Raw genomic sequence first — 18,335 nt, 5'->3', positions numbered from 1 at the left:
GGAATGACATTGCTTTTTGGTTAAGACAAAAGGAATTAAAGAGTGATTTAAATAAAGTTTCGATATTAACAACCGAATTAGATGCTATAGTGAAAAATGCTATTCTTCAACAACAAGCAGAAATAACGAATTTGATGTCACGCGATGACATAGCTCCAGAGCACATTACAATCTTTAAAGATTGTATCAGTGAATTAAATGAAATATCAAAATTTATTTCCGGCAGTTTATCAGACTTGCAAGCAAAATATGGTGGAGTTTATGGAAAGATTAAAAAAGAAGAATTTATACAGGACTTGCACACACGATTTAAAACAAGGATGACAGATGTTTTCACATCTGTAAATAAAGCCAGGGCGCGGTTGGATCTGGACTCCATATCAGAAAAGGCTAAAGAACCTTATTTTGATATGGAAAAAGTAATTATAGAAAGACGAGCAGCGCAAATTCCTTCTGAATTCACAATTCCAAGAGAAAGTAACTCATTATCGGAAGAGCAATCGGAGACAGAAAATCAATCACATAGTCAATCAGAAAGCCAAAGTCAAAGCCAGAGTCAAACTCAAACACATGCATTTTCTGATGTTAAAAATGAGGAAGTGGTTGTTGAAGTCAGAATTAAAAAACCAAATATCACAGTAGAACCAGCCTCTGTGGATTTTCTCTTGACGAGTGAAACAATGCAAGCTCTTCCCCTGGCTAGTAAAACGCCACACATGACTCATTTGTTTAAAGAAGAAGATCCTATTCGGTGTAGCCCTAGTTATAAGGGTGAGGGGGCTAGTTTAATTCCGCCTATACGGTATTTTTTGGCTAGGGAATCAGGAAATCCTCAGGTCATTGTAGTGAATCAAGCTGAAGCAAATGCCTTTAAAAATTCAGCTGTAGAGGGTTGGAGCTTATATGATATTCGTTCCAATGGTGCGGACGGCTTACTACCTATTGTGGGATTCAAAGTTAATTCTCTCGAAGGGACCCTGTTAAATAAATTAAATTTTGCCGCCTATCGATATCCAGTTAAAGGAAGCACTGTTGAAGAGCTAGCAACCTCTCTCGATGGTATATACACTAAAAAACAATTAGAGCCTTCACTGACAATTCAGTATTCGAATACTAAAAATTTCTCAAAAGAAAATCCTGTATTTGATTTATCAACCTGGGGGTTTGATGGTATTGATAAACAAGAAGTTGAGGTCGGAATTAAGTCAACAAATGAAACAATTACGGATGAAAAGGGCATAAATCACCAAAGAGCAGGTGTTACAATTTCGGTACAAGTGCCGACAAAAATCATTAAACAACCTGTTGAACAACAAAGTGCCACTACATCTCAAGCTAAGAATGAGCCAGAATTAACTTCGGCGAATATTTTTATTTCATCCAAATTAAATGGACGAATTTTGGCTAATAGCCACCCTAAGTTATCAGTAATTGCTAAGGAAATTATTGATGCTGACAAAAAAGTAATGGCTGAGAGAAAAGAGATTCGTAAAAAAATTGCTGATGTTAAAGCTGCTAAAGCGACGCTACGCCAAGAATATGAGGGTGAAATAGAGTATGGGCCGGACAAAGATGCGGACGGTCAACCTATTGCCGTAAAAGGAAAATTAAAAGATTTGGAAATGAGAATTGCCCAGCTTGTTAAAGAAGCAAAAGAAAAGATGGCTACTCAATTTCCTGAATCAGCTAAAGACGAAATCAATCAAAGGAAAAAGCACCAGGAGATGCTGGATGATCAGTTGCGTTCCATGTGCGCTGCGACAGGAGTCTATGAAGAAGAAAGAGGCCTCAGAGTGGATGGGGTCTTGCATGATAACTTGGGTGAAGCTTGTATTTATCTGATGCAACAGCTTTACAAACAACACTCGGTCAAAAGGCTTACCACTGTACAAATAAGTGAAATACTCGATGAATACATCGAGCAAGCCTTTGAAGCAGTTGAAGCCAGATATGAGGAATACATTACTCCAAGTGGCAAAGGTACTTTAATTGATTCCTTATACGAAGCAGCAAGAGAGCCTGAGACCAATGAAGATGTTGAAATAGATGGTATGAATTTGGATAAATTTTTGCGCTATCACTTCTATGATCTAGACATATATGATGATTTTGTTTTTTCGAATGAACCTGAAAGAGAAGCAAAGAAATGGAAACCTTTTATTGAAGGCATTCAGCGCGAAATCATTTTAGCTAGAAAAGAGAAGGACTTAACGCCCGAGATTTTTCTTGAAAAAATGACTTTTCGTGTAAAGCGATTGGCTCTTGCTGTGAATAGTGATGAAGAAATTGCTGAAAGAAGAATACCCAATATTAATGAGTTTGTTTCAACTGTCATGCAAAGGTTATCCATTTCGGTCAATTCTGAAGAAGATGAAGAAGAAAACAAAGAGGCCTTGAAAAGAAATATGAGAAATTTAGTAACGCAAAGGTTACTGAATGCCACAACGAATCCATCATCTGAAGATCGAAATGAAAAAAATTTCTTTGTGATACTTAATGGTTTTATGAAAAGCAAGCTCGGGAAGCCTGATTATGAACTGCCCTCTGAACTTTTGGCTTATGATAAAGCGCCTATTAAAGCAGAGGACATAAGACCAGCGATTATAAAAGCGCTTGAAAGTCAGCATATGGTCGTTTCAGCTAAAGAAATTGATAAAATGACGCAAGATGCGGTTAATTTTTTGAATGGTCGCAAAGCTGTTGGAAAGATACTTGATAATTACAAGGCCAAATCTTCTCGTTCGAGAGAGATATACGTTGATGGTCCCGATAATGAACGGGCAAAAGGTATCATTTTGAATGCAGATTTTAAAATATTAAGAGAACTTGATAGGAAGGTTTTGCCTCTGCAAAAACAGTTAATTAAAGAAAGAGAAAAATATAAGAATGATATGAAAGGGTTGGAAGAGCAGCATGCTGAAATTCGTGAGAGGGCCAGGAAGAATGATGGAGAAGTTCAAAAAATAAAAGAAGAAGTGTCTGTTCTTAATAAATTAATAAATGGGGTAAAGAATTTAGTAAAAATATTTGAAAATCATCACATTCAAGCAGCTGAAAAAGATCCATTGGAGTTTGTTGACGTTCATTTTGATGTGCCCACTATTGTTGAAAAAAATGTCTCTGCTGATGCTATTCTAACGTTTACTCCTCCTGAATATCTGGAAGTAGAGAAGGATATGAAAGCTCAATCCGATCAATTACATGGACTAGATTCAGGCCTTGAAGAAGTCTGCGGTTCCGCCTTCGATAAAAGTGTGCAGTCAGTGGTTATTCCCACAGCGAAAGTTGTGCAAAAAAGAGAATGTCAAGTTAGCGGCTTAAGAGAAAAACAGGAAGTTGATTTAGAAATGGCCCGCGAACGTGAATTAGCAGAGGCTCATCAACGAGAGGAGCAAGCTAGGCTTTCTAGAAATGAATGGGATGATGGAGAACGTGTTACTGTTGAGTATAATGAACAGCCAGAGGAGTTGGTGATTGGAATACTATCTCCCCCACGAAACGAGCAACCCATAACGCTGGAAGTTGAAACCGAAAGAGTAAATCTGGATGAAACAGTACCAATTGAAGAAGAGGGTCTGGCCCAAGAAGAGGTTGACGGTAATTCACAAACTTCTCCTGCTCATCCTTCTATCATGAACCCAAAAGTTGATACATCAGACATTACAGCACAAATGAAAAAAGAGATGGAGAGGTTACGTAATGAAAATGCTGAAAAAACAGATACAAAAGATATAACAGTTTCCAGGTGAATATAATCAACTCTCTTCTAATATTCAAGTGTGGAAACTGTTTTTTATTTAAGCAGGTTTTTTGTAAGAAGAAATATGATATCAAATCTCATCTAAATTTAAATAATTAAAATCTTAGCCCCAGGATTGGCTTTTACCCAATTAGCCACATACTCGATATGGTTATTTTTGCCAACAGCAATGCATCCACGTGTTGAGCTTGGTAAGTTGTTTAACCAACTAAACCAACTGGATGATTGGGTTGGCCCATGAATCCCCACATCTCTACCTGTATATCCTGCAACTAATTGCTGTGCAGTCGGGTAGAGAATTGGGATAAAGACTTTAAATTGATTGGATTTTCTTGGGTGAGCTAACTGATATAAACCAATTGGAGTTTTATTATCACCCGCTTGTTTTTTACCGACACCTTTATTTCCGATAGCTACTTTAAAGGTCCTAATTACAGTACCGTGTTTACAAATAGTTAAAATTCGCTTTGTGGTAAGTACATTGATTCCGTTTGATAACGGACAAGTTGCAGTACTAGCGAATAAAGCGACAGGAAAAAAAATAGAGAACATTAAAGAGATTGCTTTTATTTTCATATAAGAAGACTAATATTATTGAAGTTGGCCAACAATTATCCCATAGTGTTGACCCTATTCATAGGGTTGGCAGGCTAAATCTTTCGCTTAAAGTTATTACTAGAAATCAATCTTGCTCTGAAGAAGCTAATGAGATCTCTGATGAGGTGAAAAAACATGGTAATGCCATTTCTATTTCTAATTTCTATGGAGCCATTTCCCCTGAATAAATAATTTTAAAAATTTTCTTTAATATCTCCAATACTTAGGGTTGATTGATGGCAAGATGGGATTTACAACTTATTTTTCTCCGCCTATGATATCTGTAACATAAATCAAAAATGGGCAATTATGTCTCCACGAGGTGGAAAGAGAGCAGGGGCAGGGCGTCCTAGGGGTGAGCCTACCAAAGCAGTTCGTATACCATTATCCCAACTTGCTGAATTAGAGCGCTTAAAGAATCGCGAAGCTTACCAATTGCCGGTATTCGCAAGTAAAATTCAAGCAGGATTCCCATCACCTGCCGATGATTACATTGAAGGATATCTCGATTTAAATACCCAATTTATTAAACATCCTTCCTCCACGTTTATTTTGCAAGCTACGGGGGACTCCATGGTGGATGCTGGTATTTTTTCAGGAGATTGGTTATTAGTTGATAGAAGCATAGAGCCTTCTGATGGGAGTATTGTAATTGCGGCAGTCAATGGAGAACTCACAGTAAAGCGTCTTTCAAAAAAGGGAGGTAGGGTGCAATTACTTCCGGCCAATCCCCAATTTAAACCGATTGACATTACGCAAGAGTGTGAGATGGTCATTTGGGGTGTCGTTACTTTAGTACTTCATGAGCCTTCCTAACATGTTTGCTCTTGTAGATTGCAATAATTTTTATGCGAGTTGTGAACGCTTATTTCGTCCTGACTTGAAGAATGTTCCTATTGTGGTGTTATCCAATAATGATGGATGTTGCATTGCGCGCTCAAATGAGGCCAAAGCATTGGGTATTGCGATGGGCGAGCCTTATTTTAAAATTAAAGATTTGTGTACACAGCACGGCGTCAAAGCCTTTTCCTCTAATTACACCCTCTATGGAAACATTAGTCATCGAGTGATGTGTACCATTGAGGAAAGTTGGCCACACATGGAAATTTACTCTATTGATGAAGCATTTCTTGATTTAAGTAGTTTACCGATTTCCTGCCATGATTCGTTTTGCGAACAATTGCAGAAGAAAATTTTAAAACATATAGGGATACCTACCTCCATAGGCATTGGACCTACTAAAACATTAGCTAAAGTGGCTAATCATTTATGTAAAAAGGTTTTTAAGGTCCCGGTATTTAATATCACGGCGAATCGTAAGCAATTATTGCAACAAATTTCAGTAGGAGACGTATGGGGAGTAGGACGACAATGGAAAAATAAATTAATCGCACGAGGTATTCATACTGCTTATGATTTGGCAATGACCAATACGCATCTTTTGAAGAAGAGTTTTAATGTTGTGCTGATGCGTACTGCAATGGAGCTTCAAGGAGTCGCCTGTGGAGGGTTAGAGGACGCTGAGCCGAAGCAAAGCATCATGTCGTCAAAAAGTTTTGGGCAGATGCAAACTCGATATGCTTCTATTGCTGAATCAGTGAGTAGTCATTGTGCTAGAGCTGTTGAGGAAATGCGCAACCAGCAATTGATAGCACAGCGCGTGCTGGTTTTTGTACATACTAATAGGTTTCGGGAGGATTTGGCCCAGCACTTTCAATCCATAGAGTGTCGATTGATTAGCCCAACAGATGATTTGCGATTAATTACCAAAGTCGCCAAACGATGTCTGCAACGCATTTTTAAGCCAGGGTATTTCTATAAAAAAGCAGGGGTATGTCTTGAGGACTTAATTCCTAAAAACCCTCGACAGCTGGATCTATTTCATCAGCCAAGTGATGAGCAATTACATCATACGGAACAATTGATGAGTGTTTTTGACCAAATCAATCAAAAGTATGGAAGAAGCACGATTCGACTAGCAGCTGAAGGATATTCCAAACCCTGGGAAATGCGCGCAGAGCTTAAATCACCAGCTTATACCACTCGATGGTCTGAAGTTCCTCAAGTTCGTTTATATTGATATAGATGAATTATAATATCAGCTTTTCCTAAATCCAGAACGATGTCAATATCATAGGTTAGTTGTACATTACCTTATATTAAATCAGTTATCAATAGTCCAATAATTCTGCCAAAGACATAAGCAACTTATTCATTTTATATCTTTAAAAGCTCGCTGCTTTATTTAGAAAAATTAGCCTCTATCATGAGAGTACATTTACTCAGAAGCCTGGTTGTATTAAAGTATTTTAAGGGAATCTATTTCAATATATTATTGTCGAGATTTTCCTATTTACTTTGAAATATAATTAAAACATGGAGTTTTCTGGATGAAAAAATTTTTCTTCTTACCTTTTTTTTTTCTTGTCTTCACCTCTTCTGTATTCTCAAAATCATCGAATGAATTTGATCCATTTTATGTAGGAATCGCAGGCGGATATTGGGACCAATCATTTAAAGATCATTATACACAACAAAATATTATCCCAATTGGTACACAAGGACCCACATACAGTAATACTGATTTTCATGAGCAAAATATAAAAAGCTTTTCTCTACTAGGGGGATATGGCTTTAATCCATTTGGTCTTATTTTTGCTGCAATTGAAGGGAATTTTAACTGGTATAGTTCCGGGAAAAATTTTACTCCCTCAGAACCTTTTTATACATATAGCAATTTCAGCCAAGCATCCCTATCACAAGAATATGGAATGCAAGTTGCCTTGCTGCCTGGGATACTGGTTACACCAAAAACTCTTGCCTACGGACGAATTGGCTATGGTTATGAGTTGTATAAAAATTCCTATGTCACTGATATTCCCGTCGTTTTTCCAAAACGATTTAGCAATTCGCCCTGGATTTCTGAATATATTTTAGGGATAGGAATAAATCAAAAACTCTTAAAGCAAATCAGTCTACGTTTAGAATTTCAATACGTCGATGTGAATAATATTCCGGGCGTAAGGGGAAGCACTTTTGGCGTGCCTGGACCTGGTCCTGAAATCCGACTCTTTAATAACCACCAAGATAATTATGATCTTCATTCAAGAGTTGGCTTGCTCAGTGTGATTTATTACCCTGAAATTTTTAATTAAATATCATGTGCTGCGGTTATAAGGGGTTCTGTGGAAGAACCGGCGCATCACCAGTTGCTTGTATGTGGTGGCTGAGAACAGTAGCACACTGGTTATACCTGGACTTGCTTTTATGGAGTTTGGACTCATGCTGAGATGAGCATGCGGCGGCTTACGCTCTGAATTTTCTACACATCTCTGGAAACCCAGCCCAGCTCTGCTCTCCGGCGTCCCGCTGACAAGCAGCGGGGTGTAGGCAGAGATGTGATCAAGAGACAGGCTTTATGCCGCCGGGCCTTTTCATCGACATGCAGTCAACTCTGAAACGCTTATTAGGACGATTACCCTGTGTCATCTGTTCTCCAAGTTGTGAGCTGAGATTGATAAAATCTTTTGTTCTTACTTCACATAATGACGTCATGGCATCTAAATCAAACGATTAAAATCTCACTACGCTATGGCCTATGCAATGAGGAAAACATTTTATGGCTAGCGATAGAAAAAAATAAATAACTCACTCACTAGGTATAAGGTACTTTGAGACAATGTTTTTTTAATATTAGAAAGTACTATACTCAAAATAGTAATTAATAAAGGATCTACCATTTTTTTGGAGTAACCCCAGATGCTGAATGAGTCCTCAATAGAGAAGAAGAATGAGCTCAGCTTATCATTTGCGGCTCTTGGGGTTGTTTTTGGTGATATAGGAACAAGTCCTCTTTATGCATTTGGCCAAGTAATAAAGTATTTTCCAATCAATGATGATAATATTTATGGCATTCTGTCACTTATTTTTTGGTCACTGATCATCATAGTCAGTTTTAAATATCTGGTAATCGTTTTTCGTGCTGATAATGATGGCGAAGGTGGCATTATAGCTTTAGCAGGGGTGATAAGACAGAAAATAAAAAAGCCAGGGGGTTGGCTTTTATTTATTACTCTTATTGGAATAGGGCTTATTATTGGTGATGGAATATTAACTCCGGCGATATCCATATTAAGTGCTGTAGAAGGCCTGGAATCATTGTCTCCAAATTTGATCAAATATATTGTACCAGTTACATTAATTATTTTGTTTTTCCTATTTAAGATGCAAGGCATAGGTACTGGAAAAATTGGTGTTTATTTTGCTCCTATTATGCTTATTTGGTTTATTACAATAGGAATTTTGGGCTTTTTACAGATTATACAGAATCCCAAAGTGCTTATGGCAATAAATCCTTATTATGCGATTTATTTCTTTATGATACATAAATACTTTGCTCTTTTTATATTGGGTGGAATATTTTTAGTAATGACTGGGGGGGAAGCATTATTTGCTGATTTAGGGCATTTTGGAAAAAAAGCTATTCGAATAGGGTGGTTTGCTGTAGCGCTTCCTGCGTTACTTTTATGTTATTTTGGTCAGGGAGCGCTTGTGTTAATGCACACAGAGGGTATCAAATATCCATTTTTCAGTTTATCACCGGATTGGTTTCTTCCTATGATGATTATTTTGGCTACCATTGCAACCATTATTGCCTCACAGGCAATTATTTCGGCAGCATTTTCGATTTTAAAGCAGGCATCACTGCTTAATCTGATTCCACGTCTTAAGATTATTTATACGTCCAAATTTGAGAAAGGCGAAGTATATTTGCCACTTATCAATTTTATTTTAGCTTTAGGTACCTGTTCGCTGGTTGTAATTTTCAAATCATCATCAAATCTTGCAGATGCATACGGCATCGCTGTTAATTTAGATATGCTTATCACAACTGTTTTAGTTGGGATCATTGCTTTTTATTGTTGGAGTTGGCATGTGCTCAAGGTAATGATTTTCCCTCTGATATTGGTTATCGAACTTGCATTTTTTGCAGGAAATATACCAAGTTGTTAACTGGGGGCTGGATCCCTATTTTAGTTGCATTTCTTGGATTTATAGTGATGTATACCTGGCATTGTGGTTTTGAGAAACTACGTGAATTACATCATAGAGATGCTTTGATGGATGCTTTTATCATTGATGAATTAAATCAAAATAAAATTTCAAGACAACCCGGAATGGGGTTATATATTATCGACCCGTATGATTGCGAGGGTGAAAGTCTCCTGCATCATCTTCGCCTAAACCGTATTTTTTTTGAGAATATGGTTTTTGTAAGTATTAAAATTGAAAATAAACCTTATATCCCTATTGAAAATAAATTTGAGCTTATAAGGAAAGCTGAAGGATTTTATTTAATCTGTATTCATTATGGGTTTACTGAAAATATTAATTTACCTCATGACTTAGATGAAATGTTCAAAAGAGTATGCTTACCTTTTGAGATAACTAAGAGTAAATTAATCTATTTTATTGAGATTGTTTTTGTTGAAATGATTAGAGAAAGACTAAAGCATATGTATCTATGGCAAAAGCACCTTTTTTCTCTCATGATCCGTAATGCTGTGCCAGATATACAGTTTTACCGATTACCTTACAATAAAACTATTGCAATAGGTACTTATTATCAATTATGAGCCCAATCAAAGAAGTGATATTGGGTTTTTAGAGGTTAAGGATAATGAAATGAGCAAAACTGACCTACATAACTGCGTGTTATTTAAGGGAATAGATGAAAAGTACATTGATGAATTTTTGGAAAATTGCGAGGAAGTGGAACTTCCACAAGGTGAATTTCTTTTTCATCAAAATGAAATTGGTGATTCGATGTATATTGTCGAACAAGGTGAGTTACAAATTATACTAGAGCAAAATTCGACTGGCTCGGACCCTCAAGGGGAACAAGTGATTGGAGTATTTAAAAGCGGGGCATTGTTTGGGGAATTATGTGTATTTGGTCAACTAAAACGCGCCGCATCAATCCGTGCTCAGGTAGATTGTAGGTTATTAAAAATCGAAGGGGAAGATTTCAGGATTCGTATCTACTCAAAAGATTTGGACGCATTATTGATTTGTTATAACATTGCAACACTATTAAGCCAGCGCTTTATTAATCTTTTAAGCTTGCGTTCTCTGAATGTGTAATCGGGATTAAATGACCCAGAAATACCAGGCTGCCAATGTATAATTCCTATGTATGATAAAAATTATTGTTTATTCTTTATAAAGTTAGTTATGAAGAAGAGTATGGGTTATGGCACTATCTTAGAGAAATTCTGGTGTAAAAATATATACCTTTAATATATAACCTACTAGGAATAAGAGTAATTACCAGCGATGTGTTATCATTTGTATGGTATGATGATTATTGAGGCACTTATACATGAGGTAAAATACAAATACATATTTAATTTTGTGCCAATTGGGATGGCACCATTTCTTAAAAAACTCAACGGAACTTATAATAATTTAATTAGTACAATAATTAAATTATTAGACAAAATCGCAGAATACTCCAATGTCTACCCATAACGTTGATGTAATAAAAATGACTAGCGATAGTCTACACAATCAAAATTGTTACCGATACTTAAAAAAACTGTCCCTGACCCCCTATATTATGGAAGTGTTTTCAAAAAGCTTAGCAGAAAGCCTTAAGACTGTGCAAAGCCATTCTAAGTACGATGAGAATTTTCCCTATGCCAATGTTTATAAAAAATTTTTTACTGGAGTAGAGGGTAATATAAAAGAAATTTATGATAAACGCAGAAATGAATTAGAAACTGAACTTAAGGAAGATAGCCTCAGTCAAGTAAGATGGAAGCAATTCGATGATCAAGAATATGAAAAGAAATTTGAAGAATATGGGGCTCGATGCTCAAACGTGCATATAAGAGGCTGCTTAACCCTGATGAAATCCGCAAAAAAATAAACGCCTTAGATGATTTTATTTTTTCCATTTATGATAATGACAATTTAAATCTTGAAAAAACCTTTGAAGCCATCCGACATATTCCTCTGGAACATACCCCCGCAAGCCAGGGAATAGAATATGGGATTACAGAGTGGGTAAAGGACGAAGGGAGTAAAATAAATAAAGATGCTCAATCCCCCGCCGAAGCTGGTAGTCTATTTGGTACTGCCGTTGCAACACTGTCTAATAGTTTCAAACCACAACACGATACAAGCATAGCTACAGTACGTACTTTTGAATATACCAAGGACGATAAAGAGCACATATACCCTAGAGAATATCGCTATGGAACTCAAGGACAACGTGATCAAGGTGTTCCTCGCCCCAGTCCATTATATGAACGATTTCTTAAAGTCAAAGAAAAACGAGCAACAGATAAAGAAAAAATATCACATATTTACTTTAATGTTCTTGGCTATGACAGAGATGATTTCGTGGGAAAAAAAGAACGTGACCTAACTCTTGCTCTGCATGGTTTAGAAGAAAATCATAAAAATGTCGCTGTCATTACTCTACCAGCTGATAAAGGTTTAATGGATAAAAATGATTACCAGAAGATCAATGACAGCCATGATAGCCAGGAAGTCTTTGAGGAATTTCTTAACATTGTGGGTCAAGATCGTTCGGCTAAAAACAAAGTCAAAGATTTTTATATTAGTTTTAGCGTTCGAAAGTTTCTATTTCAGGATGACTCAGGCAATTATACGCCTGCAGTGGAAAAAGCCAAATTACGAGAGTTATTAAATAACGGATTTAAAGCATTGGGCCTTGATCAAAAAAAGACGTTAACTAGTGCAGAACGGCAAGCTGTTTGGTTTCATTTCATTAAATCTGAATTAACAAATTATATTATCGGGAGGATAAAGCCTGAGAGCATCAATTTCTCCTGTAAGGATGCCATTGATCGCGGCGGCGTTTCCTCGGCTTATTACAATCTAATGAGATCCTTCGAAACCCCCAAACCGCTATCAAGAGAAGAGTTCGAGCGCACGCTACATGCAGCTCCTACTATGGTAAAGGGCCGTGGTATGAATTTCCATTTGAAAGTCATTTGGAATGCTGTTGATTCTTATGTAAATGCTAACTATGAAAAGCTTAGAAACGATAAGGAGAAGGCTTGGTTGATTGAATGGAGAGACATTAATTGTCCGCATGCTCGTGTCGAAAATTTATTGGATCAAAGGATTCAACAAACCAAAAAGGAGTTGGAAGATGCCAAGCTGAATACGCTTGGCAATGCTAAAGTCCCTATAGGTTTACAAATCTTAGAGGAAATAGAGCGGCAAAAAAATCTTGGGGTCAGTGGGAAACGAGCCCTTTTGGGAGCAGTAGCCCTTACGCCAGCCATTGCACTCAACCGTGCAAGCGAAACCCAAGTGAAAACCTATCTTAAAGTTGCAGATGAACTTAGTATCAAATACCCTGTGTTAAATGTCATCGCAGGACTTATGAAGACACTTGGGGGAGCTGCTCTTCTTATTATCACTGCCGGACAGGTGAAAGGCCTATTTCAATCTGGTTTAGCCACATTAAGAGCTGGGCTGAATCCTGAAAGTCGGGAGCAAATCATAGGAAATATGAAAGAAATGAAAGATGGGCTTAATCAGCTTAAACAAGAGGTGCCTGTTGCAACTGAAAAAGAAGACGATAGGTTGGTGTCAAAACCAAGCTAAAAAACATTTCCATAAATTGAATTAGAGAATCGTAAGAAAAATACCGTGACTAGTAATGATGTCTGGATTGGGTATGACGCTACCATTAAGCCTAAGCGGTTTGTGTTTTATAGCTACCGCTTGGACGAGTTATCCGACGTTTGGGAGTATTTGATTTATAATAATACAACCATCCACAAACGGCTATCGCCTTGAAGAGAGGATTTTTAAATGAGTAAAGAAGCTCATGTACGTATTAGAGAAATTAAGGCTGAAGATTTAGAAGCTATTGTTGCCTTGTTCAAAGAAACAGTTCATCACGTCAATGCTAAAGACTATAATTCTGAGCAATTACTCGCTTGGACACCACATCAAATACACCATAGTGATGAGCGTTGGCAAAGTATATTAAATAATATAGCGTACCTTGCGGAGATAAATGGCATCGTTGTTGGATTTGCAGACATGACTATAGGAGGTTATCTAGATAGGTTGTTTGTTCACAAAGATTATCAGGGGCGATATATTTCTAAGATGTTACTCAATAAGCTTAAATCTGTTGCTTTAAAGAAGGGAATTAAAAAAATAACTGCTGAAGTTAGCATTACTGCCAAACCTCTTGCGGAGCGGTTAGGTATGTATGTTATCAAGGAACAAAATAAACCATGTCCTGGTGGAATCACATTAACGAATTTCCTCATGGAAAAACGATTAGATGGCCGACCGATAAAAATAGGTTTGCTCAAAAATCATCCTAACGCCATTCCAGAATTGGCAGCGATTTGGCATCAGGTATTAGGCAGTATATGGGTTCCTGATATTCCTGTTGAGCGTGTTATAGCGCGTTTTCAAGAACACTTAAATGAAAATAAACTACCATTAACGTTTGTGGTATTTTGTGATGGTAGGCCAGTAGGAATGTGTAGTTTACGAGACAATGATGGTATTCGTCCTGATTTAGCACCATGGCTAGGCTCTCTTGTTGTTCATCCTAATTATCAGAGAGAAGGCATTGCGCTCAAACTTATCAATGCCATTAAGCAAAAAGCGAAACAGCTCGCTTTTAACCACCTATACCTATTTGCTTTTGATCCTACATTACCCAATTACTATTCTAAGCTAGGATGGAATAAGGTAGGGATGGATAAGTTTAAAGAGCATGACGTGGCCGTTATGGATATTGCCTTATGACATTCCCCTATAAATTAGTTGAGTTAACCACACCCCTGGTGGAAAATGTGGCCAATGCTGTTTATTGGCTAGTTGGAAACACTATTTTGGTGGCTCCTCTGTATATCTTTATCGGAAAAGAAGCACCGGTAAGATTAATAGGATTTATTGAATAACCTTTTTAAGAGTTGGATAGATTGTCTGAGTGAGCATGATTAATATGGTTACGATTAAACCTAATTTTTTTATTTTAACGGGTGGCTCTGGCTCTGGAAAAACATCGGTTTTAACTACTTTGGCTTAAAAAGGATTTTTAACAGTGCCAGAAGTTGGGCGAAAGATTATTAAAGAACAGCAACTTATTGGTGGGAATGCGCTCCATACAGGAGATAATTAGAAAAATGGTCTCATGGATTAGACAGAGTTTATCCAAGGTATTGCCCTAATTTTGATAAAGATAAATTGCAGTTTTTAATTCAGAGCCAATTGGATAGAATCCGTTCTACGTGAATTAATCTATCATAGAACCGATATTTTTATTTAATAATAATCAAAAAGAAAGAATGTTTATCGAATAAGAATCAAATAAGAACCTAATAGTCTCTTAAATGATTTTATGTTAGAATTGCCACTATTTTCCCAAACATATATTCAGGCATGCAAAACGAATACAGTCAATTTGAGCAACGTAAACGTGATCACATTGAACTGGCATTAATGCCAGTTAATCAGTGCATCGAATTAAATCCTTTTGATCATTTTTCGTTAGTTCATGAAGCGTTGCCTAATCTCAATTTCAAAGACATTTCCATAAAAAGCCACCGTTTTAAAAACTCAGTCGAAAAGCCTTTTATTATCAGCTCAATGACGGCAGGCCACGCTAACGCCTTAGCAATTAATCATCGATTAATGGAGGCGTGTTCTGAATCAAAATGGGCCATGGGTGTTGGTTCTCAACGCAGGGAATTAACAGATAAAAAAGCAGCCTTTGAATGGTCACCCCTTCGCCGTGATTTTCCAAAAGTTAGTTTATTCAGTAACTTAGGAATAGCACAATTAATTAATACTCCAATACCTGAAATTCAGCGTTTAATAGATGCTCTGCATGCCGACGCATTAATTATTCATTGCAATCCATTACAAGAATGCATTCAACCTGAAGGAACAACTGATTTTCAAGGGTGTTGGACTGCCTTGGAGAAGCTAGTCAAGAATCTACCATCTCCAGTAATAATAAAAGAAACTGGTTGTGGTTTTTCGAAAAATACGCTGATCAGATTAAATAATATAGGTGTTGCAGCGGTAGATGTCAGTGGAGTTGGCGGTACTCATTGGGGACGTATTGAGGGGCATAGAGCAGCAAATGATCCAGTCAGACAAAAAACAGCCGATACTTTTCGTAATTGGGGAATTGATACTTTGCAAAGTATCCGCAATGCGGTCAGTATCAATCCCTCTTTTGAAATCTGGGGATCGGGCGGAGTAAGAAATGGCCTGGATGCAGCAAAACTATTCGCGTTAGGAGCCACTACAGCTGGCTTTGCCAAGCCGATGCTTGAAGCTGCATTGGACTCAACAGAGCAAGTACTCAACAAAATGAATGCAATTGAATACGAATTAAGAACTGCTATGTTCTGTACTGGCAGCCTGGTTCTTGATGATTTAAAGGAGAAGGCATGCCCATAGCTTCTAATGCCGGCGAATTATTTCGTGGATTCTCAAAATTGTCACGTGAAGAGCGTTTCCAAAGGTTACTTGCTTTGGGTGCCTTGACTCATGAAGATATTACTTTTCTAAAACAAGGAGGTATCAAAGACTTAAATCTAGCTGACAAACTAATTGAGAATGTCATTGGATATTTTCAGCTTCCTTTAGGAGTGGCTACTAATTTCAATATCAACGGGCGAGACTATGTTATACCCTTGGCAGTAGAAGAAACCTCTATCATTGCTGCTTTATCCAAATCAGCAAAATGGATTCGTCAACAGGGAGAAATCAATACCTGGATTCATGGAGAATGTATTCTGGGACAAATCCAACTGGCCAAAGTTAAAGATTTTAAAAAATTTTCACATACTTTCAATGAAAATCGTCAATATCTTATAGAAAAAGCTAATGAAGATGTAGCAGCCAATATGGTCAAACGTGGCGGTGGTGTCGTTGATTTGCAATTACGTCACTTAGCAAGAGAAGATGGAAAAGATATGGCCGTAATTCATCTAACAATGAATAGCTGCGACGCTATGGGTGCCAATATCATTAACCAAGTGCTCGAATATTTAAAACAGCCTATAGAACAAATAACAGGTGAAGAAGTCACCATGTGTATCTTGTCCAATCTGAACGACCAAAAACTAACTACATCTCAAGTCATTATTCACAATATTGATCCGGAACTCGGTCAAAAATTACAAGAAGCTTCTCTCTTTGCTGAAATGGACCCCTACCGAGCTGCTACTCATAATAAAGGAGTTATGAACGGAATCGATCCTGTTTTAATCGCTACTGGTAACGATTGGCGAGCGGTAGAGGCTGGAATACACGCTTATGCAGCACGTTCAGGACAGTATAAAGCAATTACTCGCTGGCGTTATCAAAATGAAATCCTCACAGGAGAGCTAACAGCTCCCATTATTGTAGGAACTGTTGGAGGTGTTACTTCCTTGCATCCAGCCGCCAAAATGTGTTTACGAATGATGGACATCATCTCTGCCAATGAACTGTCTCAAGTTATTGCTGCAGTAGGACTTGTTCAAAACCTTGGAGCGCTGAAAGCTCTGTGCACTGATGGCATTATTCAAGGACACATGAAGTTACATATTGATAATTTACTCTTAGTAACGGGCGCCAATGAAAATGAAATGCCTGTTCTTAAAGAAAAATTACAAGAATGGCTTAATTTAAATAAACGAGTCAGCTTGAATAATGCATATGACTTGTTAGCAGAAATCAGACAAACACCTATTGCAGTATGAAATGGCATATTCCCGCTAAAACATTTTTATTAGGAGAATATGCAGCTCTAACAGGTGCATCGGCAATAATTCTAACTACTAAGCCTTGTTTTACCCTCACCGTAACTGAACGTGAAAAATTGGAAGGAATACACCCAGAATCGCCTGCCGGATTATGGTGGCAAAAAAATCCATTTCATAGTTTTGGTCTATCATGGCATGACCCATATCAAGGTAAAGGTGGATTAGGAGCTTCTAGCGCACAATTCTTAGCTTGTTATTTTGCAACCTGTTCTTTACTGAAAGTAACTCCTCAGTTAAACCATATGATAGAAGCCTATTATGAATCATCTTGGTCAGGTTCAGGATTGAAACCCAGCGGTTATGATGTCATTGCTCAATCACAACAAGGTTGTGTCTATATTAATAGACAAAAAAATCAGATTAAGTCTTTCCGATGGCCTTTCAAAGAATTATCTTTTCTAATTATTCACACTGGCGCCAAAATAGCAACTCATCATCATCTTAAAGAAGCCACTTTACCCTCTCAAATTAACCATTTGTCTGCTTTGGTGGACAAAGCAAAGGACGCATTTGACTCTCTAAATAGTGATGGCTTAGTTCAAAGCATTAATCAATATCACCAAATGCTTTCTACCTTAAATCTGGTTAGCCAACATAGCCTGGCTTTAATACAATCTATAAAATCCTATCCTGAAGTGCTAGCAATAAAAGGATGTGGGGCTTTAGGAGCAGATACTTTGTTGATTCTTTGTGCCCGACACGACCTATCCACTCTTAAAGATAAGATTCATGCGCAAAACGGGCTAATTTTAGCCACAGAGGATGATCTAACAAGCTTTACGGGAAATTCCAGTGTTGAAGAAAAAGTTCTTTAATGGGAAATTAAGCAAACTAGGGGCAATTGTCAAAACATCCTAACCAACTGAATCGAAATATTTTCTAGCATATTCCCGATCAGTTCTGAATAAAAATTTCTTGCCCGAAAATAGCTATATAGCTATATAATAGGATTGTTTAAAAAAATAATCACTAAAAATACTTGAAATTCTGCTCTAATCGGGTATGATTTCAGCCTCTTTAGGGCCGTTAGCTCAGGTGGTAGAGCAGGAGGCTTTTAACCTCTGTGTCATAGGTTCGAATCCTATACGGCCCACCAGATTTTAATAAAACTATACCATCATCAATTTATTTATTTTAAGGTCACC

Annotated in this window: 13 protein-coding genes, 1 tRNA gene and 3 pseudogenes; 16 read left to right on the top strand and 1 reads right to left on the bottom strand. The window is 37.3% G+C overall.

What is annotated here, in order from left to right; genetic code table 11:
• Positions 1-3,749: pseudogene (locus OK13_RS14590) on the top strand (hypothetical protein); the annotation flags it as partial.
• A gap of 98 nt (positions 3,750-3,847) precedes the next feature.
• Here OK13_RS14590 and OK13_RS11045 read toward each other — a convergent pair.
• Complete coding sequence (locus OK13_RS11045) at positions 3,848-4,336, bottom strand: L,D-transpeptidase family protein (RefSeq protein ID WP_035890820.1); 489 nt, start codon at positions 4,334-4,336, stop codon at positions 3,848-3,850.
• Here OK13_RS11045 and OK13_RS14715 point away from each other — a divergent pair.
• The 15 genes and pseudogenes from OK13_RS14715 to OK13_RS10975 all read left to right on the top strand — a co-directional run bounded on the left by OK13_RS14715 (position 4,321) and on the right by OK13_RS10975 (position 18,286).
• On the top strand, positions 4,321-4,545 hold the full coding sequence (locus OK13_RS14715) for a hypothetical protein (protein ID WP_035890818.1): 225 nt from the start codon (positions 4,321-4,323) through the stop codon (positions 4,543-4,545). The two genes, OK13_RS11045 and OK13_RS14715, sit on opposite strands and share 16 nt — an antisense overlap.
• Positions 4,546-4,666: 121 nt before the next feature.
• Complete coding sequence (locus tag OK13_RS11035) at positions 4,667-5,173, top strand: LexA family protein (RefSeq protein ID WP_035890817.1); 507 nt, start codon at positions 4,667-4,669, stop codon at positions 5,171-5,173.
• Positions 5,160-6,437 (top strand): Y-family DNA polymerase, encoded by a 1,278-nt coding sequence (locus OK13_RS11030; protein WP_035890816.1) that lies wholly within the window; start codon positions 5,160-5,162, stop codon positions 6,435-6,437. The genes OK13_RS11035 and OK13_RS11030 overlap by 14 nt, the downstream gene beginning before the upstream one ends.
• 310 nt (positions 6,438-6,747) lie before the next feature.
• Positions 6,748-7,512 (top strand): outer membrane protein, encoded by a 765-nt coding sequence (locus tag OK13_RS11025; protein ID WP_035890815.1) that lies wholly within the window; start codon positions 6,748-6,750, stop codon positions 7,510-7,512.
• Positions 7,513-8,116: 604 nt separating this feature from the next.
• A pseudogene (locus OK13_RS11020) lies at positions 8,117-9,993 on the top strand (potassium transporter Kup).
• A gap of 49 nt (positions 9,994-10,042) precedes the next feature.
• Positions 10,043-10,501: a cyclic nucleotide-binding domain-containing protein gene (locus tag OK13_RS11015; protein WP_035890814.1), complete on the top strand. Its 459-nt coding sequence runs from the start codon at positions 10,043-10,045 to the stop codon at positions 10,499-10,501.
• A gap of 373 nt (positions 10,502-10,874) precedes the next feature.
• Entirely contained in the window at positions 10,875-11,288 is a 414-nt protein-coding gene (locus OK13_RS11005) for a hypothetical protein (RefSeq protein ID WP_152571685.1), read from the top strand.
• The gene (locus tag OK13_RS11000; RefSeq protein WP_052117666.1) at positions 11,231-13,003 is read left to right on the top strand and encodes a hypothetical protein; all 1,773 of its coding nucleotides are present in this window, start codon (positions 11,231-11,233) and stop codon (positions 13,001-13,003) included. Before OK13_RS11005 ends, OK13_RS11000 begins: the two co-directional genes overlap by 58 nt.
• A gap of 210 nt (positions 13,004-13,213) precedes the next feature.
• Positions 13,214-13,660 (top strand): annotated as a pseudogene (locus OK13_RS15475) (GNAT family N-acetyltransferase); the annotation flags it as partial.
• Between the two features lie 21 nt (positions 13,661-13,681).
• Complete coding sequence (locus OK13_RS15470; protein ID WP_052117667.1) at positions 13,682-14,173, top strand: GNAT family N-acetyltransferase; 492 nt, start codon at positions 13,682-13,684, stop codon at positions 14,171-14,173.
• The gene (locus tag OK13_RS14585) at positions 14,170-14,328 is read left to right on the top strand and encodes a hypothetical protein (protein ID WP_160264749.1); all 159 of its coding nucleotides are present in this window, start codon (positions 14,170-14,172) and stop codon (positions 14,326-14,328) included. Before OK13_RS15470 ends, OK13_RS14585 begins: the two co-directional genes overlap by 4 nt.
• Before the next feature lie 481 nt (positions 14,329-14,809).
• Positions 14,810-15,838: a type 2 isopentenyl-diphosphate Delta-isomerase gene (fni, locus tag OK13_RS10990; RefSeq protein WP_035890811.1), complete on the top strand. Its 1,029-nt coding sequence runs from the start codon at positions 14,810-14,812 to the stop codon at positions 15,836-15,838.
• Positions 15,829-17,127 carry a hydroxymethylglutaryl-CoA reductase, degradative gene (locus OK13_RS10985; protein ID WP_035890810.1) on the top strand — a complete coding sequence of 433 codons (1,299 nt, stop codon included), beginning with the start codon at positions 15,829-15,831 and terminating at the stop codon, positions 17,125-17,127. The genes fni and OK13_RS10985 overlap by 10 nt, the downstream gene beginning before the upstream one ends.
• Positions 17,124-18,005: a mevalonate kinase family protein gene (locus OK13_RS10980; RefSeq protein ID WP_035890809.1), complete on the top strand. Its 882-nt coding sequence runs from the start codon at positions 17,124-17,126 to the stop codon at positions 18,003-18,005. The genes OK13_RS10985 and OK13_RS10980 overlap by 4 nt, the downstream gene beginning before the upstream one ends.
• Positions 18,006-18,210: 205 nt before the next feature.
• Positions 18,211-18,286: transfer RNA gene (locus OK13_RS10975), tRNA-Lys, on the top strand.
• Positions 18,287-18,335 lie beyond the last annotated feature (49 nt).

The organism is Legionella norrlandica, assembly GCF_000770585.1.
Lineage (GTDB): Bacteria > Pseudomonadota > Gammaproteobacteria > Legionellales > Legionellaceae > Legionella > Legionella norrlandica.
The sequence above is the reverse complement of the archived record's forward strand: the minus strand, read 5'-3'. Positions and strand labels throughout refer to the sequence as shown.

Bases quoted from the DNA above. Each gene is read 5' to 3' on its own strand.
- OK13_RS11045 (WP_035890820.1), bottom strand. From the start codon at position 4,336: ATGAAAATAAAAGCAATCTCTTTAATGTTCTCTATTTTTTTTCCTGTC.
- OK13_RS11035 (WP_035890817.1), top strand. From the start codon at position 4,667: ATGTCTCCACGAGGTGGAAAGAGAGCAGGGGCAGGGCGTCCTAGGGGT.
- OK13_RS11030 (WP_035890816.1), top strand. From the start codon at position 5,160: ATGAGCCTTCCTAACATGTTTGCTCTTGTAGATTGCAATAATTTTTAT.
- OK13_RS11025 (WP_035890815.1), top strand. From the start codon at position 6,748: ATGAAAAAATTTTTCTTCTTACCTTTTTTTTTTCTTGTCTTCACCTCT.
- OK13_RS11015 (WP_035890814.1), top strand. From the start codon at position 10,043: ATGAGCAAAACTGACCTACATAACTGCGTGTTATTTAAGGGAATAGAT.
- OK13_RS11005 (WP_152571685.1), top strand. From the start codon at position 10,875: ATGTCTACCCATAACGTTGATGTAATAAAAATGACTAGCGATAGTCTA.
- OK13_RS11000 (WP_052117666.1), top strand. From the start codon at position 11,231: ATGCTCAAACGTGCATATAAGAGGCTGCTTAACCCTGATGAAATCCGC.
- OK13_RS15470 (WP_052117667.1), top strand. From the start codon at position 13,682: ATGGAAAAACGATTAGATGGCCGACCGATAAAAATAGGTTTGCTCAAA.
- OK13_RS14585 (WP_160264749.1), top strand. From the start codon at position 14,170: ATGACATTCCCCTATAAATTAGTTGAGTTAACCACACCCCTGGTGGAA.
- fni (WP_035890811.1), top strand. From the start codon at position 14,810: ATGCAAAACGAATACAGTCAATTTGAGCAACGTAAACGTGATCACATT.
- OK13_RS10985 (WP_035890810.1), top strand. From the start codon at position 15,829: ATGCCCATAGCTTCTAATGCCGGCGAATTATTTCGTGGATTCTCAAAA.
- OK13_RS10980 (WP_035890809.1), top strand. From the start codon at position 17,124: ATGAAATGGCATATTCCCGCTAAAACATTTTTATTAGGAGAATATGCA.